25 protein-coding genes and 4 tRNA genes are annotated in these 25480 nt (G+C 65.3%); 27 read left to right on the forward strand and 2 right to left on the reverse strand.

The window, feature by feature from the left end; all coding sequences use genetic code 11:
• Window positions 1-18 precede the first annotated feature (18 nt).
• The 10 genes from JLK41_RS08660 (at window position 19) to JLK41_RS08705 (ending at window position 7878) form a co-directional block, all read left to right on the forward strand.
• A complete protein-coding gene (locus JLK41_RS08660; RefSeq protein ID WP_210390774.1) occupies window positions 19-294 on the forward strand; it encodes a topoisomerase II in 276 nt (91 codons plus the stop codon).
• Window positions 295-361: 67 nt separating this feature from the next.
• The gene (gene astE, locus JLK41_RS08665; protein WP_210390775.1) at window positions 362-1375 is read left to right on the forward strand and encodes a succinylglutamate desuccinylase; all 1014 of its coding nucleotides are present in this window, start codon (window positions 362-364) and stop codon (window positions 1373-1375) included.
• Between the two features lie 244 nt (window positions 1376-1619).
• Window positions 1620-2624: a low-specificity L-threonine aldolase gene (gene ltaE / locus JLK41_RS08670; RefSeq protein ID WP_210390776.1), complete on the forward strand. Its 1005-nt coding sequence runs from the start codon at window positions 1620-1622 to the stop codon at window positions 2622-2624.
• Between the two features lie 283 nt (window positions 2625-2907).
• A complete protein-coding gene (alaS, locus tag JLK41_RS08675; protein ID WP_210390777.1) occupies window positions 2908-5532 on the forward strand; it encodes an alanine--tRNA ligase in 2625 nt (874 codons plus the stop codon).
• A gap of 102 nt (window positions 5533-5634) precedes the next feature.
• Window positions 5635-6873 (forward strand): aspartate kinase, encoded by a 1239-nt coding sequence (locus JLK41_RS08680; RefSeq protein WP_047586507.1) that lies wholly within the window; start codon window positions 5635-5637, stop codon window positions 6871-6873.
• Between the two features lie 185 nt (window positions 6874-7058).
• Window positions 7059-7244 carry a carbon storage regulator CsrA gene (csrA, locus tag JLK41_RS08685; protein WP_003244478.1) on the forward strand — a complete coding sequence of 62 codons (186 nt, stop codon included), beginning with the start codon at window positions 7059-7061 and terminating at the stop codon, window positions 7242-7244.
• A 61-nt stretch (window positions 7245-7305) separates the two neighbouring features.
• Window positions 7306-7396: transfer RNA gene (locus tag JLK41_RS08690), tRNA-Ser, on the forward strand.
• Window positions 7397-7467: 71 nt separating this feature from the next.
• Window positions 7468-7544, forward strand: a tRNA-Arg gene (locus JLK41_RS08695).
• A 110-nt stretch (window positions 7545-7654) separates the two neighbouring features.
• Window positions 7655-7731, forward strand: a tRNA-Arg gene (locus JLK41_RS08700).
• 70 nt (window positions 7732-7801) lie between these two features.
• Window positions 7802-7878, forward strand: a tRNA-Arg gene (locus JLK41_RS08705).
• Window positions 7879-7922: 44 nt separating this feature from the next.
• Here the strand turns inward: JLK41_RS08705 and JLK41_RS25350 are convergent.
• Entirely contained in the window at window positions 7923-8411 is a 489-nt protein-coding gene (locus JLK41_RS25350) for a hypothetical protein (RefSeq protein WP_244976486.1), read from the reverse strand.
• Between the two features lie 322 nt (window positions 8412-8733).
• On the opposite strand from JLK41_RS25350, the gene mgtE reads away from it, so the two are divergent.
• From mgtE to JLK41_RS08730, 4 genes are all read left to right on the forward strand, one after another.
• Window positions 8734-10176, forward strand: coding sequence for a magnesium transporter (gene mgtE / locus JLK41_RS08715; protein ID WP_037057120.1), 1443 nt, complete (start codon window positions 8734-8736; stop codon window positions 10174-10176).
• A 482-nt stretch (window positions 10177-10658) separates the two neighbouring features.
• Window positions 10659-10910 carry an OadG family protein gene (locus tag JLK41_RS08720; protein WP_047589573.1) on the forward strand — a complete coding sequence of 84 codons (252 nt, stop codon included), beginning with the start codon at window positions 10659-10661 and terminating at the stop codon, window positions 10908-10910.
• A 23-nt stretch (window positions 10911-10933) separates the two neighbouring features.
• A complete protein-coding gene (gene oadA, locus JLK41_RS08725; protein ID WP_150608996.1) occupies window positions 10934-12712 on the forward strand; it encodes a sodium-extruding oxaloacetate decarboxylase subunit alpha in 1779 nt (592 codons plus the stop codon).
• 10 nt (window positions 12713-12722) lie between these two features.
• Window positions 12723-13859 carry a sodium ion-translocating decarboxylase subunit beta gene (locus JLK41_RS08730; protein ID WP_037057128.1) on the forward strand — a complete coding sequence of 379 codons (1137 nt, stop codon included), beginning with the start codon at window positions 12723-12725 and terminating at the stop codon, window positions 13857-13859.
• A 70-nt stretch (window positions 13860-13929) separates the two neighbouring features.
• Here the strand turns inward: JLK41_RS08730 and JLK41_RS08735 are convergent, their stop codons facing one another.
• Window positions 13930-14256 (reverse strand): Arc family DNA-binding protein, encoded by a 327-nt coding sequence (locus JLK41_RS08735; protein WP_037057131.1) that lies wholly within the window; start codon window positions 14254-14256, stop codon window positions 13930-13932.
• 386 nt (window positions 14257-14642) lie between these two features.
• Here JLK41_RS08735 and phnC point away from each other — a divergent pair, with 386 nt between their 5' ends.
• The 13 genes from phnC (at window position 14643) to phnP (ending at window position 25415) form a co-directional block, all read left to right on the forward strand.
• Window positions 14643-15467 (forward strand): phosphonate ABC transporter ATP-binding protein, encoded by an 825-nt coding sequence (phnC, locus tag JLK41_RS08740; RefSeq protein ID WP_037057134.1) that lies wholly within the window; start codon window positions 14643-14645, stop codon window positions 15465-15467.
• A 54-nt stretch (window positions 15468-15521) separates the two neighbouring features.
• Window positions 15522-16523 carry a phosphonate ABC transporter substrate-binding protein gene (gene phnD / locus JLK41_RS08745; RefSeq protein ID WP_037057138.1) on the forward strand — a complete coding sequence of 334 codons (1002 nt, stop codon included), beginning with the start codon at window positions 15522-15524 and terminating at the stop codon, window positions 16521-16523.
• A gap of 194 nt (window positions 16524-16717) precedes the next feature.
• Window positions 16718-17509, forward strand: a complete 792-nt coding sequence (gene phnE / locus JLK41_RS08750; protein WP_037057140.1) for a phosphonate ABC transporter, permease protein PhnE — start codon at window positions 16718-16720, stop codon at window positions 17507-17509.
• Between the two features lie 20 nt (window positions 17510-17529).
• Window positions 17530-18252 (forward strand): phosphonate metabolism transcriptional regulator PhnF, encoded by a 723-nt coding sequence (gene phnF / locus JLK41_RS08755; protein WP_210390778.1) that lies wholly within the window; start codon window positions 17530-17532, stop codon window positions 18250-18252.
• A gap of 11 nt (window positions 18253-18263) precedes the next feature.
• Window positions 18264-18713: a phosphonate C-P lyase system protein PhnG gene (phnG, locus tag JLK41_RS08760; protein ID WP_150609000.1), complete on the forward strand. Its 450-nt coding sequence runs from the start codon at window positions 18264-18266 to the stop codon at window positions 18711-18713.
• A complete protein-coding gene (gene phnH / locus JLK41_RS08765) occupies window positions 18713-19324 on the forward strand; it encodes a phosphonate C-P lyase system protein PhnH (protein ID WP_037057147.1) in 612 nt (203 codons plus the stop codon). The genes phnG and phnH overlap by 1 nt, the downstream gene beginning before the upstream one ends.
• A complete protein-coding gene (locus tag JLK41_RS08770) occupies window positions 19324-20400 on the forward strand; it encodes a carbon-phosphorus lyase complex subunit (RefSeq protein ID WP_037057155.1) in 1077 nt (358 codons plus the stop codon). Before phnH ends, JLK41_RS08770 begins: the two co-directional genes overlap by 1 nt.
• Window positions 20400-21269, forward strand: a complete 870-nt coding sequence (locus JLK41_RS08775) for an alpha-D-ribose 1-methylphosphonate 5-phosphate C-P-lyase PhnJ (RefSeq protein WP_037057161.1) — start codon at window positions 20400-20402, stop codon at window positions 21267-21269. Before JLK41_RS08770 ends, JLK41_RS08775 begins: the two co-directional genes overlap by 1 nt.
• Window positions 21266-22075, forward strand: coding sequence for a phosphonate C-P lyase system protein PhnK (gene phnK, locus JLK41_RS08780; RefSeq protein WP_150609004.1), 810 nt, complete (start codon window positions 21266-21268; stop codon window positions 22073-22075). The genes JLK41_RS08775 and phnK overlap by 4 nt, the downstream gene beginning before the upstream one ends.
• Before the next feature lie 170 nt (window positions 22076-22245).
• Window positions 22246-22962, forward strand: a complete 717-nt coding sequence (gene phnL / locus JLK41_RS08785) for a phosphonate C-P lyase system protein PhnL (RefSeq protein ID WP_047587856.1) — start codon at window positions 22246-22248, stop codon at window positions 22960-22962.
• Entirely contained in the window at window positions 22952-24097 is a 1146-nt protein-coding gene (locus JLK41_RS08790; RefSeq protein WP_210390779.1) for an alpha-D-ribose 1-methylphosphonate 5-triphosphate diphosphatase, read from the forward strand. Before phnL ends, JLK41_RS08790 begins: the two co-directional genes overlap by 11 nt.
• On the forward strand, window positions 24097-24675 hold the full coding sequence (phnN, locus tag JLK41_RS08795; protein ID WP_210390780.1) for a phosphonate metabolism protein/1,5-bisphosphokinase (PRPP-forming) PhnN: 579 nt from the start codon (window positions 24097-24099) through the stop codon (window positions 24673-24675). Before JLK41_RS08790 ends, phnN begins: the two co-directional genes overlap by 1 nt.
• Window positions 24666-25415 (forward strand): phosphonate metabolism protein PhnP, encoded by a 750-nt coding sequence (gene phnP, locus JLK41_RS08800; protein ID WP_210390781.1) that lies wholly within the window; start codon window positions 24666-24668, stop codon window positions 25413-25415. The genes phnN and phnP overlap by 10 nt, the downstream gene beginning before the upstream one ends.
• Window positions 25416-25480 lie beyond the last annotated feature (65 nt).

The raw sequence follows: 25480 nt of genomic DNA on the forward strand, positions 1-25480 counted from the left end.
CCCAACCCCGGAGATTTTATGAGCGACGCGCTGCAACTGATTCTCGAAGATAACGACGGCACCCAGCTGGAGACGTCCTGCACCCGCTTTGCGGTGGTCTGGCAGGGCAAGGAACTCTGGGTTCAGGCCGTTGGCGATCAGTTGCTGATCGGCGTCGACGTGGAGGAGGGGGATACCGAGTATGCCAACCTGCTGCTGCGCCCACAGGCCACCAACCTGGTCAGCCTGCAGCTGGAAATGGAGCCGGTGGACGATGATGAAGATCATGTCCATGGCCCCGACTGCCACCACTGATCGTCGAGCCATGTAGGCGCGGCTGCCGCTCGCGCCTGCACGAAGTGCTGTAAAGCAAGGAGTCGCCATGCTGGTCCTCGGCAAACTGCTTGAACTGACCCTGGCCGGCCACGAGCCGTCGGCGAAGATTCAACTGACCCCCGATGGCACGCGCCTGCGCTGGCTGGATGAAGGCGCGCTGGAGGTGACCCCGCCAGCGGCGCGTGACAACGGCCTCGACCTGCTGCTGTCCGCCGGTATTCACGGTAACGAGACCGCGCCGATCGAGATGCTCGATCGCCTGCTGCGCGGCATCGCACGCAACGAGCTGCGCCCGGCCGCGCGTATTCTCTTCCTGTTCGGCAATCCCGAGGCCATGCGCCGTGGCGAGCGTTTCGTCGAGCAGGACATCAACCGCCTGTTCAGCGGTCGCCATGAGCAATCCAGTGGTTTCGAGGCCATTCGTGCCTGCGACCTGGAGCATCTGTCGGCCACCTTCTTCGGCAAGGAAGCGGGCCGCACGCGCCTGCACTACGACCTGCATACCGCGATTCGCGGCTCGAAGATCGAGCAGTTCGCCCTCTACCCCTGGCAGGAAGGTCGCGCTCATTCGCGGCGAGAGCTGGAGCGTCTGCGCGCCGCCGGGATCGAGGCCGTGCTGCTGCAGAACAAGCCGTCGATCACCTTCAGCGCCTACACCTATGCGCAGCTCGGGGCCGAGGCCTTTACCCTGGAACTGGGCAAGGCGCGTGCGTTCGGGCAGAACCAGCTGGTCAATCTCGATCTGCTGGAGAACGCCTTGCAGGCGCTGATCGAGGGGCGTGAGGTGGTCAGCGGCGAACCGACCCTGGATGGCTTGCAGCTGTTCGCCGTGTCGCGGGAGATCATCAAGCACAGCGACAGCTTCCAGTTGCACCTGCCTGCGGATATCGAGAACTTCACCGAGCTCAAGCCGGGCTATCTGCTCGCCGAGGACATCGCCGACACCCGCTGGCTGGTGGAAGAGCAGGGCGCCCGCATCATCTTCCCCAATCCCAGGGTCAAGAACGGCCTGCGCGCCGGCATCCTCATCGTCCCGGACGACGGCGCCAGCCTGGTGTAGCCAGCGCGCCAGCTGCCTGGGTATCCGGGTGGCATCGCGGCTGAAGCCGCACCTGCGTCAAACGCCCCATCCCGTAGAAGCGGCTTCAGCCGCGATACAGCTCTCCCTCTGGCCACACGCCGACTGTCAGCAAGGACAGTCGGCTCGCTCGCCGTTCCGCCGGATTTTGCGCCAACTGTATCTTGTGGCCCCCTTCGTGACCTCTTTAGCATGGCCCTTTCGCCAATGAACGGGAAAGCCTGCCATGCCCCTGATCGACTTGCGTAGCGACACCGTTACCCAACCCACCGCCGCCATGCGCGAAGCCATGATGGCCGCCGAACTGGGCGATGACGTCTACGGTGAAGACCCCAGCGTCAACCATCTGGAAGCCTGGCTGGCCAAGGAGCTGGGCTTCGAGGCGGCGCTGTTCGTTCCCACCGGGACCATGAGCAACCTGCTGGGCCTGATGGCGCACTGCGAGCGCGGAGACGAGTACATCGTCGGCCAGCAGGCGCACACCTATAAGTACGAAGGTGGCGGCGCCGCCGTGCTCGGTTCGATCCAGCCGCAGCCGATCGAGGGCGAGGCCGATGGTTCGCTGGACCTGGACCGGGTCGAGGCAGCGATCAAGCAGGATGACTTCCATTTCGCCCGCACGCGCCTGCTGGCCCTGGAAAACACCATGCAGGGCAAGGTGCTGCCGCTCGACTACCTGGCGGCGGCGCGTGAACTGACGCGCCGGCGGGGCCTTAGCCTGCATCTGGATGGCGCCCGCCTGTACAACGCGGCGGTCAAGCTGGGCGTGCCGGCGCGCGAGATCACCCAGCACTTCGATTCCGTCTCGGTGTGCCTGTCCAAGGGCCTCGGGGCGCCGGTCGGCTCGGTGCTGTGCGGCAGCGCCGCGCTGATCGCCAGGGCGCGGCGCCTGCGCAAGATGGTCGGCGGCGGCATGCGCCAGGCCGGCGTGCTGGCGGCAGCCGGCCTCTATGCGCTGCAGCATCAGGTCGAGCGCCTGGCCGAGGACCACGCCAAGGCGGCGCACCTGGGCGAGGCGCTGCGTGCGCTGGGTTACAGCGTCGAGCCGGTGCAGACCAACATGGTCTACGTGCAGCTCGGCGAGCGTGCCAGCCAGGTCGGCGCCTTCATGGCCGAGCGGCGCATTGTCGTCAGCGCGGCGCCGCGTCTGCGCCTGGTTACCCATCTGGATGTCGGTTCCGAGGGCGTCGAGCGGGTGATCGAGGCATTCGCCGCTTTCCGCGATCATTGATCCTGCTGCCGACCGCCCATAGCGGTCGGCTATCAACAAGGCACTAGCCGCGGGCGAATGGACCGATATAATGCGTCCCTTTGCAGACTGCGTGACAACGGCCGCGCTCGGCCATGCTGCGTTGGAAACGGCATCGAAATGCTCGTTCGGCATCCGCAACCACGGATGGGGCGACGTTGCATGCGTTGTCGTTTCCTACCTTGCCTGACCGTCGCTCGCCACGTTCTCGCGTCGTCTGCTTCGCCGGCTCTGCCGTGGCCGCCTGATTCCGTGGATGACCCCTATGAAAAGCGCAGAAATCCGTGAAGCCTTCCTGAGCTTCTTCGAAGAAAAAGGGCACACCCGTGTCGCTTCCAGCTCGCTGATTCCGGCGAACGACCCGACCCTGCTGTTCACCAACGCGGGGATGAACCAGTTCAAGGACTGCTTCCTGGGCCTGGAGAAGCGTGCCTACACCCGCGCCACCACCAGCCAGAAGTGCGTGCGTGCCGGCGGCAAGCACAACGACCTGGAAAACGTCGGCTACACCGCGCGCCACCACACTTTCTTCGAAATGCTGGGCAACTTCAGCTTCGGCGACTACTTCAAGCGCGATGCCATCCACTACGCCTGGGAGTTCCTGACCTCCGAGAAGTGGCTGAAACTGCCCAAGGAAAAGCTCTGGGTCACCGTCTACGCCACCGATGACGAGGCCTACGACATCTGGACCAAGGAAGTCGGCGTTCCCACCGAACGGATGATCCGCATCGGCGACAACAAGGGTGCGCCGTACGCTTCCGACAACTTCTGGGCGATGGGTGACACCGGCCCGTGCGGTCCGTGCACCGAGATTTTCTTCGACCATGGCGAGCACATCTGGGGCGGCCCGCCCGGTTCGCCCGAGGAAGACGGCGACCGCTACATCGAGATCTGGAACAACGTATTCATGCAGTTCAACCGGACTGCCGATGGCGTGTTGCACCCCCTGCCGGCGCCAAGCGTGGACACCGGCATGGGCCTGGAGCGCATCAGCGCCGTGCTGCAGCACGTCAACTCGAACTACGAGATCGACCTGTTCCAGAACCTGCTGGCCGCTTCCGCCAAGGCCATCGGCTGCGCCAACGCCGGCGAGGCGTCGCTGAAGGTGGTGGCTGACCACATTCGTTCCTGCAGCTTCCTGATCGCCGATGGCGTGACGCCGTCCAACGAAGGCCGTGGCTACGTGCTGCGCCGCATCATTCGCCGCGCCTGCCGTCACGGCAACAAGCTGGGCGCCAAGGGCAGCTTCTTCTACCAGATCGTCGCCGCCCTGGTGGCCGAGATGGGCGAGGCCTTCCCCGAACTCAAGCAGCAGCAGGCGCACATCGAGCGCGTGCTGAAAACCGAAGAAGAACAGTTCGCCAAGACCCTGGAGCAGGGCCTGAAGATCCTCGAGCAGGACCTGGCCGAGCTGAAAGGCAAGGTCATTCCCGGCGACGTGGTGTTCAAGCTGTACGACACCTACGGCTTCCCGGTCGACCTGACCGCCGACATCGCCCGTGAGCGCGAGCTGTCGGTTGACGAAGCAGGCTTCGAGCGCGAGATGGAAGCGCAGCGCGAGCGCGCCCGTTCCGCCAGCGCCTTCGGCATGGACTACAACAGCCTGGTCAAGGTCGACACCGACACCCATTTCCTCGGTTACGAAGGCACCAGCGGCAGCGGCCAGATCATCGCCCTGTTCAAGGCCGGCGCTGCCGTCGACAGCCTCGCCGAGGGCGAGGAGGGCGTGGTGGTGCTGGATCAGACCCCGTTCTACGCCGAGTCCGGCGGCCAGGTCGGTGACTGCGGCTACCTCGAAGGTGCCGGCGTGCGCTTCGACGTGCGCGACACCACCAAGGCTGGCGGCGCCTTCCTGCATCACGGCGTGGTGGTACGCGGCGGACTCAACGTCGGCACCAGCGTCAAGGCCGAAGTCGAGGCCGAGGTGCGCCAGGCCACGGCACTGAACCACTCCGCCACCCACCTGCTGCACGAAGCCCTGCGCATCGTGCTCGGTGATCACGTGCAGCAGAAGGGCTCGCTGGTCAACAGCCAGCGTCTGCGCTTCGACTTCAGCCACTTCGAGGCGATCAAGCCCGAGCAGCTCAAGCAGCTCGAGGACATCGTCAACCGCGTGGTGCGCGAGAACTCGGCGGTGGAAACCGAAATCACCGATATCGAGACGGCCAAGGCCAAGGGCGCCATGGCCCTGTTCGGCGAGAAGTATGGTGACCAGGTGCGCGTACTGAGCATGGGCGGCGACTTCTCCGTCGAGCTGTGCGGTGGTACCCACGTGGCTCGCACCGGCGACATCGGCCTGTTCAAGATCGTCAGCGAAGGCGGTGTGGCCGCCGGCGTGCGCCGTATCGAAGCGGTCACTGGCGCGCAAGCGCTGGCCTACCTGAACGGTGCCGAGGAGCAGCTCAAGGAAGCCGCTTCCCTGGTCAAGGGCAATCGCGACAACGTGCTGGACAAGCTGTCCGCACTGCTGGAGCGCAACCGTCAGTTGGAGAAGGAGCTGGAACAGCTCAAGGCCAAGGCCGCCAGCGCGGCGGGCAACGACCTGGCTGCCTCGGCGGTGGACGTGAAGGGCACCAAGGTGCTGGCGGCGCGTCTCGACGGCCTGGATGGCAAGGCGCTGCTGGCGCTGGTCGACCAGCTGAAGAACAAGCTGGGTAGCGCGGTGATCCTGCTCGGCGGCGTGTTCGACGAGAAGGTGGTGCTGGTCGCCGGTGTCACCCAGGACCTGACCGGCAAGCTCAAGGCCGGTGACCTGATGCGTCAGGCCGCAGCAGCCGTGGGCGGCAAGGGCGGTGGTCGTCCGGACATGGCCCAGGGCGGTGGCGTCGATGCCGGCAAACTGGACGAGGCCCTGGCCCTGGCCGCTGCCCTGGTCGAGCAGGCTTCGTAACGAGTGAGAAAGCGGGGCCCGCAGTGCGTCCGGCGGGCCTTGGCAGTATGACCCGATGCGGGTTTAATGGGCGCCCTTCGAGGATTCAGGCGGCTTTTTGAAATGGCTTTGATCGTACAGAAGTTTGGGGGCACCTCCGTCGGCACCATCGAGCGTATCCAGCAGGTGGCCGACAAGGTGAAGAAATTCCGCGAGAACGGTGACGACATCGTCGTGGTGGTTTCCGCCATGAGCGGTGAAACCAACCGCCTGATCGATCTGGCCAAACAGATCACCGACGGCGAACCGGTCTCGCGCGAACTGGATGTCATGGTGTCCACCGGCGAGCAGGTGACCATCGCTCTGCTGGCCATGGCGCTGATCAAGCGCGGCGTGCCGGCGGTGTCCTATACCGGCAGCCAGGTGCGCATCCTCACCGACAGCGCCTACAACAAGGCGCGCATTCTGCAGATCGACGACCAGAAGATTCGCGCTGACCTCAAGGCCGGGCGTGTCGTCGTCGTCGCCGGTTTCCAGGGTGTCGACGAGCACGGCAGCATCACCACGCTCGGCCGTGGCGGTTCCGACACCACCGGCGTGGCCCTGGCTGCGGCCCTGAAGGCCGACGAGTGCCAGATCTACACCGACGTCGATGGCGTCTACACCACCGACCCGCGCGTGGTGCCCAAGGCCCAGCGTCTGGAAAAGATCACCTTCGAAGAAATGCTGGAAATGGCCAGCCTGGGCTCCAAGGTGCTGCAGATCCGTTCGGTGGAATTCGCCGGCAAGTACAACGTCCCGCTGCGCGTCCTGCACAGCTTCCAGGAGGGGCCGGGCACCCTCATTACCCTTGATGAAGAGGAATCCATGGAACAGCCGATCATTTCCGGCATCGCCTTCAACCGCGACGAAGCCAAGCTGACCATCCGTGGCGTGCCGGACCTGCCGGGCGTGGCTTTCAAGATTCTCGGCCCGATCAGCGCTGCCAACATCGAAGTCGACATGATCGTGCAGAACGTGGCGCACGATAACACCACCGATTTCACCTTCACCGTGCACCGCAACGACTACAACAATGCCCTGAACGTCCTGCAGAAGACTGCGGACGAGCTGGGTGCTCGCGAAGTGGTCGGCGACACCGACATCGCCAAGGTGTCCATCGTCGGCGTCGGCATGCGCTCCCACGCAGGCGTGGCCAGCCGCATGTTCGAGGCACTGGCCAAGGAAACCATCAACATCCAGATGATCTCCACGTCCGAGATCAAGGTTTCCGTGGTGATCGAAGAGAAGTACCTGGAGCTGGCCGTGCGTGCACTGCACACGGCTTTCGAGCTCGACGCCCCGGCTCGACAGGGCGAGTGATCTATCCGAAAGGCGCGGCTGGTTCCGCGCCTTTCGTTTTTTTGACTGGCAGGCGGGAACTTTCTTTCTGCGCGGGCTGGTCAATACTTGGGTGGAGGTTTCCAGGCTTGAACAAGCAGGAAGCTGGCACCATTTTCTTTTTTGCAGACTGTTGTCCTGAAAATGTAATCCGTGAGGAGAAAGGAATGCTGATTCTGACTCGCCGGGTCGGAGAGACCCTGATGGTCGGTGATGATGTGACTGTCACCGTGTTGGGCGTGAAAGGTAACCAGGTGCGCATTGGCGTCAATGCGCCGAAAGAGGTTGCCGTGCACCGTGAGGAAATCTACCAACGTATCCAGAAAGAGAAGGGTGACGAACCAAGCCACTAATTTTTCTACAAATTTTTGTTTGCAAACGGGGAAAACATGTTTATCATGCGCCCCGTGTTGCGGAGAGGTGGCCGAGTGGCCGAAGGCGCTCCCCTGCTAAGGGAGTACACCTCAAAAGGGTGTCGGGGGTTCGAATCCCCCCTTCTCCGCCATTATTCAGCGAGTCGGGCGCAAGCCGGGCTGGCGAATCAACCAGAGGTGATCTGGTATAAAAGCACCGACCGGACTCATAGCTCAGCTGGATAGAGTACTCGGCTACGAACCGAGCGGTCGGAGGTTCGAATCCTCCTGAGTCCGCCATATTCAATGGCTTGCATCGCTGCAAGCCATTTTGTTTCAACCAGCGGTGATCTGGTCTAAAAGCGCCAAAGGTCGCACGAAAGCGCAGTGGCTTTCGAGTGATCTGCAACGGACTCATAGCTCAGCTGGATAGAGTACTCGGCTACGAACCGAGCGGTCGGAGGTTCGAATCCTCCTGAGTCCGCCATATCGAATGGCACTGCAGCGATGCGGGGTCATGCGTCAACCAGAGGTGATCTGGTATAAAAGCACCGACCGGACTCATAGCTCAGCTGGATAGAGTACTCGGCTACGAACCGAGCGGTCGGAGGTTCGAATCCTCCTGAGTCCGCCATACCAAAAGGGCCTGCAGCGATGCAGGCCCTTTTTCTTTGCGCGTCATTTCTTCACGCAGCCGGCCTCGTCGAAGCTGATCAGCTGGTTGTCGCCGCTCTTGTCGCGGTAGTGATAGCGCTGCCTGCCGTTCTGCCGGGTGATCCTGTCCGGCTTGCCCAGGCTGCTTTCCACGTCGGCGCTGCTCATGCCGCTGCGCACCTCGCGGCGGATGATCGCCTGGCGCTTTTCGCTGCTGCTGAGCAGGTTGCCGCAGCCGTCATCCTGCTCGCCGACGATCACGGGCGCCCTGGAGCGCGTCGTGGGTGTCGCGGTGCGCGCCCTGGGGACGGCCAGGGGGATGGGCTTGCCGCTGCCGGGGGAGTGGTTGCGCACCTCCTGCCTGTACTGCGTCTGCTCGGGGGCGCAGCCGTGGCGGGTGAAGGTGATCTGCCCGTTGCTGTCTTCGCAGCGGAACACGCTGCTGGCCGAGCTGTCTTGAATAGGGTGGAGCAGGGCGGCAGCGCACAGCGCCGCGATGTGCAGTCCTCGCATGATTCGTCCTCCTTGACGTTCACCGGGCCAGCTTAAGCGGTTATTTCTCTTTCGTCAGGGTGTCCTGGGCCTAGTGACTGGCGTCACTGACTCAGGTTTTCACGCGGGATCGAAGTTTGCGATGCAAGCAATTGTTCTTGCCGCGCTTTTGTCACGTACAAAGCGGTTCTGCGGTGTTATCATTCGCCGCGTCAGCCCCGCCGGGGCTTGTGGAATACCACCATGGACTTACCCAGTAGTTACTCAATACTCCCATCGCACAATCGTGTAACACCTGATTGATCCCCTTTGGCGTGCCCGCCAACTGGGGGTGGAGCGCGCTATGACTGAAGTAGAAGCCAAGAAGCCGCAGGAAAGCTTGCAGGATCGCCTGGCACAGGTGGTCGAACTGCTGCATCGGCACAAGCTGGTCGAGGACCTGACCCACCGTCAGGAAGGCCAGCACCATGACCGGGTCGAGAGCCTGGTACACCGACAGAATCTCGCCGAGCTGCAGCGCAAGCTCGACGATGTGCACCCCGCCGACATCGCCCACATCCTCGAGGCCCTGCCGCTCGACGACCGTCTGACCGTCTGGCAGCTGGTCAAGGCCGAGCGCGATGGCGACATCCTGCTGGAAGTCTCCGACGCCGTACGGGAAACCCTGATCGCCGACATGGACGATCACGAGATTCTCGCGGCGGCCAAGGATCTGGACGCCGATGAGCTGGCCGACCTGGCCCCCGAACTGCCGCGTGACGTCGTCCATGAACTCATGGAATCGCTCGATGCGCAGCAGCGTGAGCGCGTGCGTTCGGCCCTGTCCTACGAAGAGGATCAGGTCGGCGCGCTGATGGACTTCGAGATGGTCACCATCCGCGAGGACGTCAGCCTGGAGGTGGTGCTGCGCTACCTGCGTCGTCTCAAGGAGCTGCCGGGCCATACCGACAAGCTGTTCGTGGTCGACTACGACGGCGTGCTCAAGGGCGTCCTGCCGATCAAGCGTCTGCTGGTCAATGATCCGGAGAAGCAGGTCGGCGAAGTCATGGCCGACGATCCGGTGAGCTTCCACCCGGACGAGGACGGCTACGACGCCGCTCAGGCCTTCGAACGCTACGATCTGATTTCCGCGCCCGTGGTGGACAAGAACGGCAAGCTGATCGGCCGTCTGACCATCGACGAGATGGTCGACCTGATCCGTGAGGAAAGCGAAAGCGAAGTGCTGAACATGGCCGGTCTGCGCGAGGAGGAAGACATCTTCGCCTCGGTGTGGAAGTCGGTCCGCAACCGTTGGGCCTGGCTGGCGATCAACCTGGTGACGGCTTTCCTCGCCTCGCGGGTGATCGGCCTGTTCGAGGGCTCCATCGAGAAGCTGGTGGCGCTGGCGGCGCTGATGCCCATCGTGGCCGGCATCGGCGGCAACTCCGGTAACCAGACCATCACCATGATCGTGCGCGCCATGGCGCTGGGGCAGATCAGCACCGGCAACACCGCGCGGCTGGTGCGCAAGGAGCTGGGGGTTTCCCTGATCAACGGCATCCTCTGGGGTGGGGTGATCGGCGGCGTCGCCTACTCCCTCTACGGCAGTTGGTCGCTGGGTGTGGTGATGACGGCGGCGATGACGCTCAACCTGTTGCTGGCGGCGCTGATGGGGGTGCTGATCCCCATGACTCTGGCGCGCCTCGGGCGCGACCCGGCCATGGGCGCCAGCGTGATGATCACCGCCATGACCGACAGCGGCGGTTTCTTCATCTTCCTGGGCATGGCGTCGATCTTCCTGCTGTAGATCGCGCCACCGCCCGGCCATTCGGACGGTTCGTGTTCTGCGAGCCGTCTGCCCCTGCCGCGATTGCCGTTCCTGGCAGTCGCTTGCCACTCCCATCGAGCGATGACCTGAGGCACTGGCTGCCCCTGGCAGCCTGACATGGGCCGTCGCCGGCAGTGGCGCCCGGCGTCAGATTGTCGCTGCCTGGATGCGCGGCGATGCACTGCCCGGGTTGCACCTCGGTCATGCGCTTCTGCTCGTCCATCCCCGGCGTGGCGCGGGAGGTGGGGTGGCCTGGTTCAGGCGGCGTTTCGGGGCGCTTCTCCTCCTTTGGTAGTGCTTGTGAGAAAAACACTACATATCAGGCATTTCAGGCCGTCTGGAGGTTTGCCTCAAACGCGCGTTTCAGGCTAAGGTTCGGCAGCTCTGTCCAGGCGCTGACCCCGGACGCTCCTAATCGATAACGAATGCAGCCCATGAGCTGCTGGCCAAAAGGAGCCAAGATGACCCCCAGTGAACTTCTTCTCGAGGGTGTCGAGCTCATGCTGTTCGGCATGGGCTTCGTGTTTGCCTTTCTGGTACTGCTGGTCGGCGTGGTCAGCCTGATGTCACGCATGATCGGCGTCTTCGCCGCGCCCGCTGCCGCAGCCCCCACCCCGGTATCCGTTGCCAGGCCGGCCAGTCACGAGCCGGATGCGCAGACGCTGGCCGCCATTCAATCCGCCATTGCCCAGCACCGCGCGCGTCGCGGTTGATCAGGTTCAGAGGGAGTACCTGTATGACAGCCGTAAAACAAGCACTCGGCATTACCGATGTGGTGCTGCGTGACGCCCATCAGTCGATCCTCGCGACCCGCCTGCGCCTCGAAGACATGCTGCCGATCGCGCCCAAGCTGGATCAGGTCGGCTTCTGGTCGGTGGAGTCCTGGGGCGGCGCGACCTTCGATGCCTGCATTCGTTACCTCGGCGAAGACCCCTGGGAGCGCATCCGCGAGCTGAAGAAGGCGATGCCCAATACGCGTCAGCAGATGCTGCTGCGTGGGCAGAACCTGCTGGGCTACCGGCACTATGCCGACGACGTGGTGGAGAAGTTCGTCGAACGTGCGGCGGTCAATGGCGTCGACGTGTTCCGTGTCTTCGATGCGATGAACGACCCGCGCAACCTGGAAACGGCCCTCAAGGCCGTGAAGCAGCAGGGGCGGCATGCCCAGGGCACCATCTCCTACACCACCAGCCCGGTGCACACCCTGCAGATGTGGGTCGACCTGGCCAAGCAGATCGAGGACATGGGCGCCGACTCGGTGGCCATCAAGGACATGGCCGGCATTCTCACGCCCTATACCGCGTTCGAGCTGGTGTCGCGCCTGAAGAGCAGCCTGGCCATCCCGATCCACATGCAGTGCCACGCCACGGCGGGGCTGTCCTCGGTGGCCATTCTCAAGGCGGTGGAGGCCGGTATCGACAACGTCGACACGGCAATCTCCTCGCTGTCGATGACCTACGGCCATTCGCCTACCGAATCGGTGGTGGCGATGTTCCAGGGCACCGAGCGCGACACCGGGCTCGACCTAGAGCTGCTCGAGGAAATCGCCGCCTATTTCCGCGAGGTGCGCAAGAAATACGCGAAGTTCGAGGGCAACCTCAAGGGCGTCGACTCGCGCATCCTGGTCGCCCAGGTGCCGGGTGGCATGCTCACCAACATGGAGAGCCAGCTCAAGGAGCAGGGCGCCCAGGACAAGTTCGACCAGGTGCTGGCCGAGATCCCCCGGGTACGCGAAGACCTCGGCTTCATTCCGCTGGTGACGCCGACCTCGCAGATCGTCGGCACCCAGGCGGTGATCAACGTGCTCACCGGCGAGCGCTACAAGTCCGTGACCAAGGAAACCGCCGGTGTGCTCAAGGGCGAGTACGGCGCGGCGCCGGCCGCCTTCAATGCCGAGTTGCAGGCGCGTGTGCTCGATGGGGCCGAGGCGATCACCTGCCGTCCCGCCGACCTGCTCGACGCCGAGATGGACAAGCTCACCGCCGAGCTCAAGGGCATCGCTCAGGAGAAGGGCATCAAGCTCGCCGCCGACGCCATCGACGATGTGCTGACCTACGCCCTGTTCCCGCAGATCGGCCTGAAGTTCCTGGAGAACCGTGGCAATCCGGCCGCCTTCGAGCCGGTGCCGACCGGCAAGGAAAGCCTGGCCCGCGAGCCGGGCAAGCCCGAGGTCTACACCGTCGAGGTGAACGGCAAGGCCTTCGTCGTGCAGGTCAACGAAGGCGGCGACATCGAGGGGCTCAAGCCCGTCGGTGGCGCGTCGAGCGCCGCGCCGGCAGCAGCAGCGGTGACTGCCGGCGCCGGCGAGCCGCAGGCGGCGCCACTGGCCGGCAACATCTTCAAGGTGCTGGTGCAGCCAGGCCAGGCCGTGGAGGAGGGGCAACTGGTGATCATCCTCGAAGCGATGAAGATGGAAACCGAAATCCGCGCCTTCAAGGCCGGCACGGTCGGGGCGGTCAACGTCAAGGTCGGCGATGCGGTGGCGGTGGGCGACAGCCTGCTGACCATCGGCTGAGGGGCGCGCCATGGAAAAGCTGCTCAAGCTCTGGCAGAGCACCGGCCTGTACCATCTGGAACCCGGCCAGGCCTTCATGATCGCGGTGTGTCTGCTGCTGATCTACCTGGCCGTGAAGAAGGGCTTCGAACCGCTGTTGCTGGTGCCTATCGGCTTCGGCGGGCTGCTGTCGAACATCCCGGTGGCCAACATGGCCGAAGGCGCGGGGTTCCTGCACCTGATCTACGAAGTGGGCCTGCCGACCAGCATCTTCCCGCTGCTGATCTTCCTCGGTGTCGGTGCCATGACCGACTTCGGGCCGATGCTGGCCAACCCCAAGACCCTGCTGCTCGGCGCCGCGGCGCAGTTCGGCATCTTCGGCACCCTGATGGGGGCGCTGGCGATCACTGCGCTGGGTATTCCGGGCATGGAGTTCACCCTCAAGGAGGCTGCGTCCATCGCCATCATCGGCGGGGCGGACGGGCCTACCTCGATCTTCGTCACCTCCAAGCTGGCGCCTGACCTGCTCGGCCCCATCGCCGTCGCGGCATACGCCTACATGGCCCTGGTGCCGCTGTTGCAGCCGCCGATCATGCGCGCCCTGACCACCAAGGAAGAACGCTCGATCGTGATGCAGCAGCTGCGTCCGGTGGGGCAGACCGAGAAGATCATCTTCCCCATCGTGCTGTGCATCCTGATCGGCATGCTGCTGCCGGACGCAGCGCCGCTGATCGGCATGTTCGCCCTCGGCAACCTGCTGCGTGAATGCGGTGTGGTCGAACGCCTGGCCGATACCTCGCGCAACGCGCTGATCAACATCGTCACCATCTTCCTTGGCCTGACCGTGGGCTCCAAGCTGTCGGCGGAAGCCTTCCTGCAGCTCAAGACCCTGGGCATCCTGCTGCTGGGCATGGTCGCCTTCTGTGCCGGCACCGCGGCCGGTGTGCTGATGGCCAAGCTGATGAATCTGTTCAGCAGCAACAAGGTCAATCCGTTGATCGGTTCGGCCGGGGTATCCGCAGTGCCAATGGCTGCGCGGGTCTCGAACAAGGTCGGGCTGGAGTCCAACCCGCAGAACTTCCTGCTGATGCACGCCATGGGGCCGAACGTGGCGGGGGTGATCGGTTCGGCGGTGGCGGCGGGGGTGCTGCTCAGCTTCGTCGGCTGACCGACAGGCGACCGTCGTGTCGCAGGCATAAAAAAACCGGCTCAAGGCCGGTTTTTTTCATGGGTTCGCTTCAGGCTTCTTCAGCGGCCATTTCCACGTCATGGGCGATCAGCGCGACCAGGGCGTTCTGCTGACGGCGCGACAGCTGGCGGAAGCGCTGCAGCAGCTCACGCTCGTGCAGGCTCAGCTCGGGGCTGTCGAGACGCAGGCTGAGATCCTCATCCAGAGCGCCTTCCTGAAGCATGCTCTGCTCCAGACGGGCGATGATTTCAGAGTTCATGCTGCGGTGATGGTTGCGTGCTACGTCAGCGATACGCTCACGCATGCCATCTGGCAAGCGAACGACGAATTTGTCAGCCGTGCGGCTGGAATAAGTAGCCTGTTTCATAGGGCGCATACATTACCGGTTAGTTCAGGGAGCGATACTGGTGGTCAGTGTCGAGATTGTCACCGGTTTGACAGTGTTTCGCACTAGCCGTTCAACCGGTACCGCGTTCTGCGTCGTTATGACCATTCGGTCATCTGAACAGTTCCTTGACGCCAAATACGTGTCGCATTGTGGTGCAGGTGGAGGCTTTATGCCAGCACCGACTGTCAGAATTGCGCAGTATTCGGCAGAAGTCGCGTTCGTGCTGTGCTCGGTATTTGAAATTTAAAGTTTCGGTCACTCAATTGTCATCCCCGGTTCACTGGGCTGACACAGGCTCTGGCTACCTTGGTCTACACCAGATGGCAGCCGGGTGCTGCCTTCTCATATCGACAATGATAGTAGAGAGCCAGCATATGAGCGCAGCCATTCGAGTCGACCGTCTCAACAAGACCTTCGGGCGCAAGCAGGCCCTGTTCGACCTGGCGCTTTCCGTGCAGCCAGGGGAGATGGTCGCCCTGATCGGGGCGTCCGGCTCGGGCAAGTCGACCCTGCTGCGGCACCTGGCCGGCCTGGCGCGTGGCGACGATGGCTGCATCGAGGTGCTCGGCCGCCAGGTGCAGGCCGAAGGTCGCCTGAGCGGCGATGTGCGCCGTCTGCGCGCCGACATCGGCTACATCTTCCAGCAGTTCAACCTGGTCGGTCGCCTCAGCGTGCTGCAGAACGTGCTGCTCGGCGGCCTGGGGCGCATGCCGCGCTGGCGTGGCAGCCTCAGCCTGTTCAGCGCCGAGGAGAAGCAGCGGGCCATGGACGCGCTGGAGCGCGTCGGCCTCGCCGAATTCGCCGCGCAGCGGGCTTCGACCCTGTCCGGTGGCCAGCAGCAGCGGGTGGCGATCGCCCGAGCGCTGTGCCAGCAGGCCGAGGTGATTCTCGCCGACGAACCCATCGCCTCGCTCGACCCCGAGTCGGCGCGCAAGGTGATGGAGATTCTCGCCGACATCAATCGCCGCGACGGCAAGACCGTGGTGGTGACCCTGCATCAAGTCGACTACGCCGTGCGCTATTGCCAGCGCGCGGTGGCCCTCAAGGGCGGGCGCATTCATTTCGACGGCCCGACCCAGGACTTCAACCCCGATTTCCTCAACGACCTCTACGGCGGCGACCTCGACATCAGTCTGCTGCTGCCGCAAGGCCAGCGCCCGCGTGCTCTGGAGCGTCCCCTGGCACTGGCCAAGGCCTGACGCCGCTGCCTCCATTCGAAACAACAACGCCAACCCGCAACAGGAGTGTGCTCCATGTTCAAACGCATCGGCCAGGTGCTGGCTGCCTCTGCGCTCGTAACCGGTTCCCTGCTGGGCTCGGCCCAGGCTGCCGAGGAACTCAACTTCGGCATCATCTCCACCGAGTCCTCGCAGAACCTGAAATCCATGTGGGATCCCTTCCTGGCCGACATGAGCAAGCAGACTGGCGTGAAGATCAACGCCTTCTTCGCTCCTGACTACGCCGGGATCATCCAGGGCATGCGCTTCGACAAGGTCGACGTGGCCTGGTACGGCAACAAGTCGGCCATGGAAGCGGTGGACCGCGCCGGTGGCGAGATCTTCGCCCAGACCGTCGCGGCCAATGGCGCCCAGGGCTACTACAGCCTGCTGGTGGCGCACAAGGACAGCCCGATCAACTCGGTCGAGGACATGCTCAAGAATGCCGCGAACCTGACCTTCGCCAACGGTGATCCGAACTCCACCTCCGGCTACCTGGTGCCGGGCTACTACGTGTTCGCCCAGAACAACGCCGACGCCGGCAAGATCTTCAAGCGCTCGCTCAACGGCAGCCATGAGGTCAATGCCCTGTCGGTCGCCAACAAGCAGGTCGATGTCGGCACCTTCAACAGCGAAGGGATGGAGCGCCTGGAAGTCACCGCACCGGACAAGGCCGCACAGCTGAAGGTCATCTGGAAGTCGCCGCTGATTCCGTCCGACCCCATCGTCTGGCGCAAGAACCTGCCTCAGGAAACCCGCGACAAGCTGCGCAATTTCTTCATGACCTACGGCGCCAAGCCGGAGGAGAAGAAGGTGCTCGCCGGTCTGCAGTGGGGTCAGTTCCGCGCTTCGGACAACGACCAGCTGCTGCCGATCCGTCAGCTCGAGCTGTTCAAGAAGCGCACCGAAGTGGCCAACAGCACCACGCTCAACGAGGCCGACAAGCAGGCTCAGCTCAAGGAGCTGGATGCCGAGCTGGCCAAGCTGCAGCAACGCATGGCCGAACTCGAGAAGAAGAGTGGCGCCAGCGCCGGCTGACCCCGAGAGCCGTCCCGCCCTGGCGGGGCGGCTCGTTCCGTGAATCTGTCCATCACCTCGCGAGCTGGCACCCTGCAACACCGATGGCGGCCCCGCAGATACAGGCGAGAGCACTACGAGCCCGGTTTTGCAGCAACAGGGCCGACGCGCAGCAGGTTGTGAACAGGTTCTGAATGAGTGATCGAGAGTTACCCATGACTACATTGACCACCGCCACCCCGATCGCCGATGGCAAGCGCAGCTGGCTGCAGCTGATCGGCTGGGGGCTGTTCTTCGCCGTGCTTGCCTGGTCCTGGCAGGGCGCGGAAATGAACCCGCTGGCGCTGGTGCGCGATGCTGGCAACATGTCCACCTTCGCCGCCGATTTCTTCCCGCCGGACTTCAGCAACTGGCGGCACTATCTCAAGGAGATGGTGGTCACCGTACAGATCGCCTTGTGGGGCACCGTACTGGCCATCGTCTGCGCCATCCCGCTGGGAATCCTCTGTTCCGAGAACATCGTGCCCTGGTGGGTCTACCAGCCGGTACGCCGGGTGATGGACGCCTGCCGTTCGATCAACGAAATGGTCTTCGCCATGCTCTTCGTCGTCGCGGTCGGCCTCGGCCCCTTCGCCGGCGTGCTGGCGCTGTTCATCAGCACCACCGGGGTGCTGGCCAAGCTCTTCGCCGAGGCGGTCGAGGCCATCGACCCGGGCCCGGTGGAAGGCGTGCGTGCCACTGGTGCCAGCGCGCTGCAGGAGGTGATCTTCGGGGTCATCCCGCAGGTCCTGCCGCTGTGGATCTCCTACTCGCTGTACCGCTTCGAGTCCAACGTGCGCTCGGCCACGGTGGTCGGCATGGTCGGTGCCGGTGGTATCGGCGTGATCCTCTGGGAGGCCATCCGCGGCTTCCAGTTCGGCCAGACCTGCGCCGTGCTGATCGTGATCATCCTGGTAGTGAGCTCCATCGACATCCTCTCTCAACGCCTGCGCAAGCTCTTTATCTGAAGGAGAAGGAGGGCGCCTGTGTGCGCCCTTTTCGAACGATGAACTTGTCTAGACAAAACGAGCCGCTGTACCGCGAACTGGCTGGCGTGCTGCGCGAGGAACTGCAGCGCATGAGCCCGGGCGACTACCTGCCGGGTGAGATGCAACTGGCCGCGCGCTTTTCCGTCAACCGCCATACCCTGCGCCGGGCGGTGGACGAACTGGTCCTCGAAGGCCGCCTGTTGCGCCGTCAGGGCAAGGGTACCCAGGTGCTGGCCAGGCCGCTGGTCTATCCCGTGGAGGCGGGCAGCGCCTTCAGCCAGTCGCTGTCGGCCCTCGGGCACCGGGTCGAGGCACGCCTGATCGAGCGCCTGTGCCGTACCGGCAGCAGCGAGGAGTGCCGTCATCTGCAGCTGCCCGATGGCAGCGAGCTGATCGAACTGGCCACCCTGCGCCTGCTCGACGGCCAGCCGCTGAGCCTGATTCGCCACCGCTTCTGCGCCAGCCTGGCGCCGCTGCTGGCGGGCTACCAGGGTGGCTCGCTGCGCCAGTACCTGGCCGAACGCGACCTGCCGCTGGTGCGCACCTTCAGCCTGATCGGCGCGCGCCTGCCCAGCCGCGAGGAGGCCGCGCACCTGCTGATGCCGCGCCATGCGCCGCTGCTCAGCGTGCTCACCCTGTCCCGCGATCCTTCTGGTCGAGCGGTGGAGCTGGCGCAGTCCAGCAGCCGCGCCGACCGCTTCCAGTACCAGGTAGCGACCTGATGGAGACCCGCATGAACGACCTTGACTCGAACACCGTCGCGCGCCAGCGCTGGATGGGGGTGTTGGCCCGCGCCGGCCAGGCCCTCGATGCCCATGAAGCGGCGCTCAGGGATAGCGCCTACCAACTGATCCGCGCGCCCGAGGTGGGCATGACCCTGGTGCGCGGGCGCATGGGCGGCACCGGCAGCGCCTTCAACCTGGGCGAGATGACCGTCACGCGCTGCGTGGTGCGCCTGGCTGACGGCCGTACCGGCTACAGCTACCTGGCCGGCCGCGACAAGCGCCGCGCCGAGCTGGCGGCCCTGGCCGATGCCCATCTGCAGGGCAGCGACCAGGCCCGCTGGCTCAGCGACCTGATCGAACCCCTGGCCCGCCAGCAGCGTGAACAGCGCCTGGCCCGGGCCGCCCGCACCGCCACCACCCAGGTGGAGTTCTTCACCCTGGTCAGAGGAGAGGATTGATGAACACGCCGCACAGCTCGCACTGGCTGCAACCGGCTTTCGATGACCCGGTGCTGGATGCCCAGGTCAGTTTTCGCGCCGCACTCAATGCCCTGGCCGAGCCAGGACAGCCGCGCACCATGGATCGCGCTCACCCACTCGGTGACCTGGCACCGGCCACCTATGGCCTGTGCCTGGCCTTTCTCGACAGCGACACGCCGCTGTGGCTGGCGCCGCGTTTCGATACGCCGCTGATTCGCGCCAACCTGGCCTTTCACTGCGGCTGCCCGATCGTCGACGACCGCGAGATCGCCCTGTTCGCCCTGCTCGACGAGAGCGAGCTGGTCGACCTGTCCGACTTCGACAACGGCAGCGAGCGTTACCCCGACCAGTCCTGCACGCTGCTGATCCAGCTCGATGACCTGCACGCCGGCGCAGCCCTGCGCTGGCGCGGGCCGGGCATCAAGGACGTGCGAAGCGTCAGCCTGCAGTTGCCGGCCGGCTTCTGGCCGCAGCGCCAGGCCCGTAGCGCATTCCCGCGCGGGCTGGACTGCTTCTTCGCTGCAGGCGCCGAGGTCATCGGCCTGCCGCGCAGCACCCATGTGCTGATCGAAACCGAGGAGGCAGCCTGATGTATGTCGCCGTCAAAGGTGGCGAACGCGCCATCGATAACGCTCACCAGCTCCTGGCCAGCCGCCGTCGCGGTGATAGCAGCATCGCCGAGCTGGAGGTGGAGCAGATTCGCCAGCAACTGCCACTGGCCGTCGCCCGTGTGATGAGCGAAGGCTCGCTGTACGACGAAGAGCTGGCCGCGCTGGCCATCAAGCAGGCTGCAGGTGACCTGATGGAAGCCATCTTCCTGCTGCGCGCCTACCGCACCACCTTGCCGCGCTTCGGTGCCAGCGAGCCGCTGAACACCACGCAGATGCAGCTGGAGCGACGCATCTCCGCGACCTTCAAGGACCTGCCCGGCGGCCAGCTGCTCGGCCCGACCTTCGATTACACCCATCGCCTGCTGGACTTCGCGCTGCTGGCCGAGGGCGAGTATCCGCCGCCGCCGTCCGGCGCGCAGGACGAGCCGAGGCCCTGCCCGCGGGTGCTGGATTTCCTTGCCGAGGAGGGGCTGATGGCACGCGAACAGGACGATGCCGCGCCGGTGCCGGACATCACCCGCGAGCCGCTGGCGTTCCCCTCCAGCCGCGCCGAGCGCCTGCAGGCACTGGCGCGGGGTGACGAGGGCTTCCTCCTGGCGCTGGGCTATTCCACCCAGCGCGGCTACGGGCGCAACCACCCCTTCGCCGGGGAGATCCGCATCGGTGACATCGAGGTGTGGATGACGCCGGGCGAGCTGGGCTTCGCCGTGCCGCTGGGCGACATCGAAGTGACCGAGTGCGAGATGGTCAACCAGTTCGTCGGGGAGAGCGCCGAGCAGGCGCAGTTCACCCGTGGCTACGGACTGGCCTTCGGCTACGCCGAGCGCAAGGCCATGGGCATGGCGCTGGTCGACCGTGCCCTGCGCGCCGGCGAGTACGGCGAGGAGGTGCAGGGCCCCGCGCAGGAAGAGGAATTCGTGCTGATGCACTGCGACAACGTCGAGGCCGCCGGCTTCGTCTCGCACCTGAAGTTGCCGCACTACGTCGACTTCCAGGCCGAACTGGAACTGATCCGCAAGCTGCGTCGCCAGGCGCCGGCAGAGGAGAACCGCTGATGAACCCTTCGACCACCAGCGGCGCCCGCGAGGCGTCCGCGTACAACTTCGCCTACCTGGACGAACAGACCAAGCGCATGATCCGTCGCGGCCTGCTCAAGGCCGTGGCGATCCCCGGCTACCAGGTGCCGTTCGGCGGCCGCGAGATGCCGCTGCCTTATGGCTGGGGCACCGGTGGCATGCAGCTGACCGCCGCCATTCTCGGTCGTGACGACGTGCTCAAGGTCATCGACCAGGGCGCCGACGACACCACCAACGCGGTCTCGATCCGTCGCTTCTTCGCGCGTACCGCAGGCGTCGCCACCACCGAGCGCACGCGGGAGGCCAGCGTCATCCAGACCCGTCACCGCATTCCGGAAACACCGCTCGCTGCCGGACAGATCATGGTCTATCAGGTGCCGATTCCCGAGCCGCTGCGCTTCATCGAACCGTCGGAGAGCGAGACGCGCACCATGCATGCGCTGGAGGACTACGGCGTGATGCACGTGAAGCTGTACGAGGACATCGCCACGTTCGGCCACATCGCCACGGCCTACGCCTACCCGGTGACGGTGGACGAGCGCTACGTGATGGATCCGTCGCCGATCCCCAAGTTCGACAACCCCAAGCTGGACATGAGCCCGGCACTGATGCTGTTCGGTGCCGGCCGTGAGAAGCGCCTGTACGCGGTGCCGCCCTATACCCGTGTCGTCAGCCTGGACTTCGAGGATCACCCCTTCGCCGTGCAGCAGTGGGACGAGTGCTGCGCGTTTTGTGGCAGCAGCGAGTCGTTCCTCGACGAGCTGATCGTCGACGACGCCGGCAGCAAACGCTACGTCTGCTCCGACACCGACTATTGCCGCCAGCGCACTGAGGAGAGCCTGCAATGAGCGCCGCCGAACGTCTGCAACCTGCCCTGGAAACGGCCGAGCCGCTGTTCTCGGCGCGTGACCTGACCCGCCTGTACGGCCCGGAGAAGGGCTGCCAGGGCGTGAGCTTCGACCTCTATCCCGGTGAAGTGCTGGGCATCGTCGGCGAGTCCGGCTCGGGCAAGTCCACCTTGCTCAGTCTGCTGTCCGGGCGCTGCCTGCCGGATCGCGGCGCGGTGCGCTATCGCGGTCGCACGGGGCAATGGCTCGACCTCTACAGCGCCAGCGAAGCCGAGCGGCGCACCCTGCTGCGCACCGAGTGGGGCTTCGTCGAGCAGAACCCGCGTGACGGCCTGCGCATGGCGGTGTCGGCCGGCGCCAACATCGGCGAACGGCTGATGGCCCAGGGCGTGCGCCACTACGGCGAGCTGCGCGCCGCCGGGCTCGACTGGCTGAGCCAGGTGGAGATCGACCCGGCACGCATCGACGACCTGCCGCGCACCTTCTCCGGTGGCATGCAGCAGCGCCTGCAGATTGCCCGCAACCTGGTCTCCGCGCCGCGCCTGGTGTTCATGGACGAGCCGACCGGCGGGCTGGACGTGTCGGTGCAGGCTCGCCTGCTCGACCTGCTGCGCGGCCTGGTACGCGAGCTGGACCTGGCGGTGGTGATCGTCACCCACGACCTGGCGGTGGCGCGGCTGCTCGCCGACCGACTGATGGTGATGCGCCGCTCGCATGTGGTGGAGGCGGGGCTGACCGACCAGATCCTCGACGATCCGCAGCATCCCTATTCGCAGCTGCTGGTGTCGTCGGTGCTGCAGCCCTGAACGTACCGCGCACTGGGGAAACGTAGGGTGGATGACGCTCTTCTCATCCACCAGCGAATCACCACCGGTGGATGGATAGAGCGCCATCCACCCTACGACAGATGGGCGTTTCTCCCCTCTCCCGCGACTGGGGGAGGGGGCAGACCGTGCCTAGCGTATTCGAGGTGTTTATGAACAACCTGATCGAGGTCACCGGCCTCAGCAAGACCTTCACCCTGCACCAGCAGAACGGCGTCGTCCTGCAGGTGCTGCGTGACCTGAACTTCAGCGTGCGCGGCGGCGAGTGCCTGGTGCTGCACGGCCAGTCCGGCGCGGGCAAGTCGACCCTGCTGCGCACCCTGTACGGCAACTACCTGGCTGCCGGCGGCAGCATCCGCATCCGTCATCAGGGCGAAGCGGTGGAGCTGGTCGGCGCCGAGCCGCGCCAGGTGCTGGCGGTACGCCGGCAGAGCCTGGGCTACGTCAGCCAGTTCCTGCGGGTCATCCCGCGGGTCTCGACCCTGGACGTGGTGATGGAGCCGGCCCTGTCGCGCGGTTGGGCGCGCAGCGATGCCGAGGCGCGGGCCAAGGCGCTGCTGAGCCGGCTGAACATCCCCGAGGCGCTCTGGCAACTGGCGCCGGGTACCTTCTCCGGCGGCGAGCAGCAGCGCGTCAATATCGCCCGCGGCTTCATGGTCGAGTGGCCGCTGCTGCTGCTCGACGAGCCCACCGCCTCGCTGGACGAGACCAACCGCCAGGTGGTGCTGCAACTGATCGCAGAGGCCAAGGCCGCCGGCAGTGCACTGATCGGCATCTTCCACGACCGTGCTGCCCGCGAGGCGGTGGCCGATCGTTACCTGGACATGAGCGCCGCTGCGGCGCAACCGGAGTACGTGTATGTCGTCTGAACAGATTCTCAGCAATGCCCGCATCGTCACCGCCGATCGCGAGTTCCTCGGCTCCGTGCTGCTGCGCGACGGGCTGATCGCCGCCGTCGACGAGGGTGCCAGCCAGCTGGCGCAGGCCCAGGACCTGGGGGGTGACTACCTGTTGCCGGGGTTGGTGGAACTGCACACCGACAACCTGGAGAAACACATGAGCCCGCGCCCCGGGGTGGACTGGCCGTCGGCGTCGGCGGTACTCACCCACGACGCCCAGATCGTGGCCGCCGGGATCACCACGGTGTTCGATGCGCTGTCCATCGGTGACATCAACCCGCGTGGTCGACGCATGCAGCAATTGCCGGCGATGATCGAGGCCATCGCCGCCGCCGAGGCGGCCGGGCAGACCCGCGCCGAGCACCGCCTGCACCTGCGCTGCGAGCTGTGCCACCCCGATGCGCTGAGCCTCTATCGCGATCTGGTGGAGTACCCGCTGGTGTCGCTGGTGTCGGTGATGGATCACTCGCCGGGCCAGCGCCAGTTCGCCAAGGTGGAGAAGTACCGCGAGTACTACATGGGCAAGTACCACCTGAGCCCGGCGGAGATGGAGGAGTTCCTCCAGGAGCAGATCGCCAATTCGCGCCAGTACAGCGACCGCCAGCGCCGCGCCATCGTCGAGGACTGCCATGGCCGGGGCATCTCGGTGGCCAGCCATGACGACGCCACCCTGGCCCATGTGCAGGAGTCGGCCGACTTCGGCATGGCCATCGCCGAGTTCCCGACCACCCTGGAGGCGGCCGAGGCCAGCCACCAACTGGGCCTGAAGGTGCTGATGGGGGCGCCGAACGTGGTGCGAGGCGGTTCGCACTCCGGCAATATCGCCGCCGCCGAACTGGCGCGTCACGGTGTGCTGGATATCCTTTCCAGTGACTACTATCCGGCCAGCCTGCTGCACGCCGCCTGGCTGCTGGCGGGGCAGGACAACGACTATGATCTGCCTGCGGCCATCGCCACCGTGAGCCGAGCACCGGCCAGGGCGGCCGGCCTGGACGACCGTGGCGAGATTCGCGTAGGGTTGCGCGCCGACCTGCTGCAGGCCAGGGCGCATGGCGAACAGCCGGTGATCCAGCAGGTATGGCGGCAAGCACGAAGGGTGTTCTGATGCAGGGCAGGTTGATCTATCTGATGGGGCCTTCGGGCTCGGGCAAGGACAGCCTGTTGCAGGCCGCACGTGCGCCGCTGGAGGCGCACGGCTGCCGTTTCGCCAGGCGGGTGATCACCCGTAGCGCCGAGTCGGTGGGCGAGGACGCCGTGGGCGTGACCCCGGCCGAATTCGAGCGCCTGGAAGGCGAGGGCGCCTTCGCCCTGAGCTGGCGTGCCAACGGCCTGGCCTATGGCATCCCGGTTGAGATCGACGCCTGGCTGGACAGCGGGCAGGACGTGCTGATCAACGGTTCGCGCGGCCATCTCGAGGCTGCCCGTCAGCGCTACCCGCAACTGCTGGCGATCCTCCTGCGGGTCGATGAGTCGGTACTGCGCCAACGCCTGCTGGCCCGTGGCCGGGAGACGCCGGAGCAGATCGAGCAGCGCCTGGCGCGCAGCCGCAGCTTCGCCGCCGGGGGCCAGGACGGCGCTGCGGGCTCAGGGCAACCGCTCTGCGTGCTGGACAACTCCGGGCCGTTGCCACAGACCGTCAGCCGCCTGCTGCAACTGCTGGACGAGGCGCGCCAATGCGCCTGACCCTGCTCGGCACCGGCGATGCCCGCCAGGTGCCGGTGTACAACTGCAGCTGCGCGGCCTGCGACGCGGCGCAGGTCTACCCGTCACGCCGCCGCCGGCCCTGTTCGGCATTGATCGAATGTGGGGCGCAGCGCTGGCTGATCGACAGCGGCCTGAGCGACCTGACCGAGCGCTTTCCGCCGCACAGCTTCAACGGCATCCTGCAGACGCATTACCACGCCGACCACGCCCAGGGGCTGCTGCACCTGCGCTGGGGGCAGGGCCTGGTGATTCCGGTGCATGGCCCGGATGACCCGGAGGGGCTGGCCGACCTGTACAAGCACCCCGGCATCCTCGATTTCAGCCAGCCCTTCGCGGCCTTCGAGCGTCGCCAGCTGGGCGAGCTGACCGTCACTGCCGTGCCGCTGACCCACTCCAGGCCGACCTTCGGCTACCTGTTGCAGGGGCAGGGCAGGCGCATCGCCTACCTCACCGACACCGTCGGAGTGCCCGAAGCCAGTTGCGCCGAGCTGCAGCGGGCGCCGCTGGATCTGCTGGTGCTCGATTGCTCCACCGCGCCGCAACCGGTGGCGCCGCGCAATCACAACGACCTGACCCGTGCCTTGGAGATCATCGCTCGCCTGCAGCCGGCCCATGCGGTGCTGACGCACATCGGTCACAGCTTCGATGCCTGGCTGCTGGACCGCCCCGATGCCTTGCCGGCAGGCGTCAGCCTGGCCAGTGACGGCCTGGTGCTGTAGCCCGGATGCAATCTGGGGATGTGCAAGGTGTGGGTGTCCGGCAGTGAAGCGCTGTGGTGGATGGG

Source organism: Ectopseudomonas khazarica (assembly GCF_017915135.1).
In the GTDB taxonomy this organism is placed as follows: domain Bacteria; phylum Pseudomonadota; class Gammaproteobacteria; order Pseudomonadales; family Pseudomonadaceae; genus Aquipseudomonas; species Aquipseudomonas khazarica.

What these genes read in the sequence shown, in the direction of transcription:
- JLK41_RS08660 (WP_210390774.1), top strand. Translation starts at nt 19, where the DNA reads ATGAGCGACGCGCTGCAACTGATTCTCGAAGATAACGACGGCACCCAG.
- astE (WP_210390775.1), top strand. Translation starts at nt 362, where the DNA reads ATGCTGGTCCTCGGCAAACTGCTTGAACTGACCCTGGCCGGCCACGAG.
- ltaE (WP_210390776.1), top strand. Translation starts at nt 1,620, where the DNA reads ATGCCCCTGATCGACTTGCGTAGCGACACCGTTACCCAACCCACCGCC.
- alaS (WP_210390777.1), top strand. Translation starts at nt 2,908, where the DNA reads ATGAAAAGCGCAGAAATCCGTGAAGCCTTCCTGAGCTTCTTCGAAGAA.
- JLK41_RS08680 (WP_047586507.1), top strand. Translation starts at nt 5,635, where the DNA reads ATGGCTTTGATCGTACAGAAGTTTGGGGGCACCTCCGTCGGCACCATC.
- csrA (WP_003244478.1), top strand. Translation starts at nt 7,059, where the DNA reads ATGCTGATTCTGACTCGCCGGGTCGGAGAGACCCTGATGGTCGGTGAT.
- JLK41_RS25350 (WP_244976486.1), bottom strand. Translation starts at nt 8,411, where the DNA reads ATGCGAGGACTGCACATCGCGGCGCTGTGCGCTGCCGCCCTGCTCCAC.
- mgtE (WP_037057120.1), top strand. Translation starts at nt 8,734, where the DNA reads ATGACTGAAGTAGAAGCCAAGAAGCCGCAGGAAAGCTTGCAGGATCGC.
- JLK41_RS08720 (WP_047589573.1), top strand. Translation starts at nt 10,659, where the DNA reads ATGACCCCCAGTGAACTTCTTCTCGAGGGTGTCGAGCTCATGCTGTTC.
- oadA (WP_150608996.1), top strand. Translation starts at nt 10,934, where the DNA reads ATGACAGCCGTAAAACAAGCACTCGGCATTACCGATGTGGTGCTGCGT.
- JLK41_RS08730 (WP_037057128.1), top strand. Translation starts at nt 12,723, where the DNA reads ATGGAAAAGCTGCTCAAGCTCTGGCAGAGCACCGGCCTGTACCATCTG.
- JLK41_RS08735 (WP_037057131.1), bottom strand. Translation starts at nt 14,256, where the DNA reads ATGCGCCCTATGAAACAGGCTACTTATTCCAGCCGCACGGCTGACAAA.
- phnC (WP_037057134.1), top strand. Translation starts at nt 14,643, where the DNA reads ATGAGCGCAGCCATTCGAGTCGACCGTCTCAACAAGACCTTCGGGCGC.
- phnD (WP_037057138.1), top strand. Translation starts at nt 15,522, where the DNA reads ATGTTCAAACGCATCGGCCAGGTGCTGGCTGCCTCTGCGCTCGTAACC.
- phnE (WP_037057140.1), top strand. Translation starts at nt 16,718, where the DNA reads ATGACTACATTGACCACCGCCACCCCGATCGCCGATGGCAAGCGCAGC.
- phnG (WP_150609000.1), top strand. Translation starts at nt 18,264, where the DNA reads ATGAACGACCTTGACTCGAACACCGTCGCGCGCCAGCGCTGGATGGGG.
- phnH (WP_037057147.1), top strand. Translation starts at nt 18,713, where the DNA reads ATGAACACGCCGCACAGCTCGCACTGGCTGCAACCGGCTTTCGATGAC.
- JLK41_RS08770 (WP_037057155.1), top strand. Translation starts at nt 19,324, where the DNA reads ATGTATGTCGCCGTCAAAGGTGGCGAACGCGCCATCGATAACGCTCAC.
- JLK41_RS08775 (WP_037057161.1), top strand. Translation starts at nt 20,400, where the DNA reads ATGAACCCTTCGACCACCAGCGGCGCCCGCGAGGCGTCCGCGTACAAC.
- phnK (WP_150609004.1), top strand. Translation starts at nt 21,266, where the DNA reads ATGAGCGCCGCCGAACGTCTGCAACCTGCCCTGGAAACGGCCGAGCCG.
- phnL (WP_047587856.1), top strand. Translation starts at nt 22,246, where the DNA reads ATGAACAACCTGATCGAGGTCACCGGCCTCAGCAAGACCTTCACCCTG.
- JLK41_RS08790 (WP_210390779.1), top strand. Translation starts at nt 22,952, where the DNA reads ATGTCGTCTGAACAGATTCTCAGCAATGCCCGCATCGTCACCGCCGAT.
- phnN (WP_210390780.1), top strand. Translation starts at nt 24,097, where the DNA reads ATGCAGGGCAGGTTGATCTATCTGATGGGGCCTTCGGGCTCGGGCAAG.
- phnP (WP_210390781.1), top strand. Translation starts at nt 24,666, where the DNA reads ATGCGCCTGACCCTGCTCGGCACCGGCGATGCCCGCCAGGTGCCGGTG.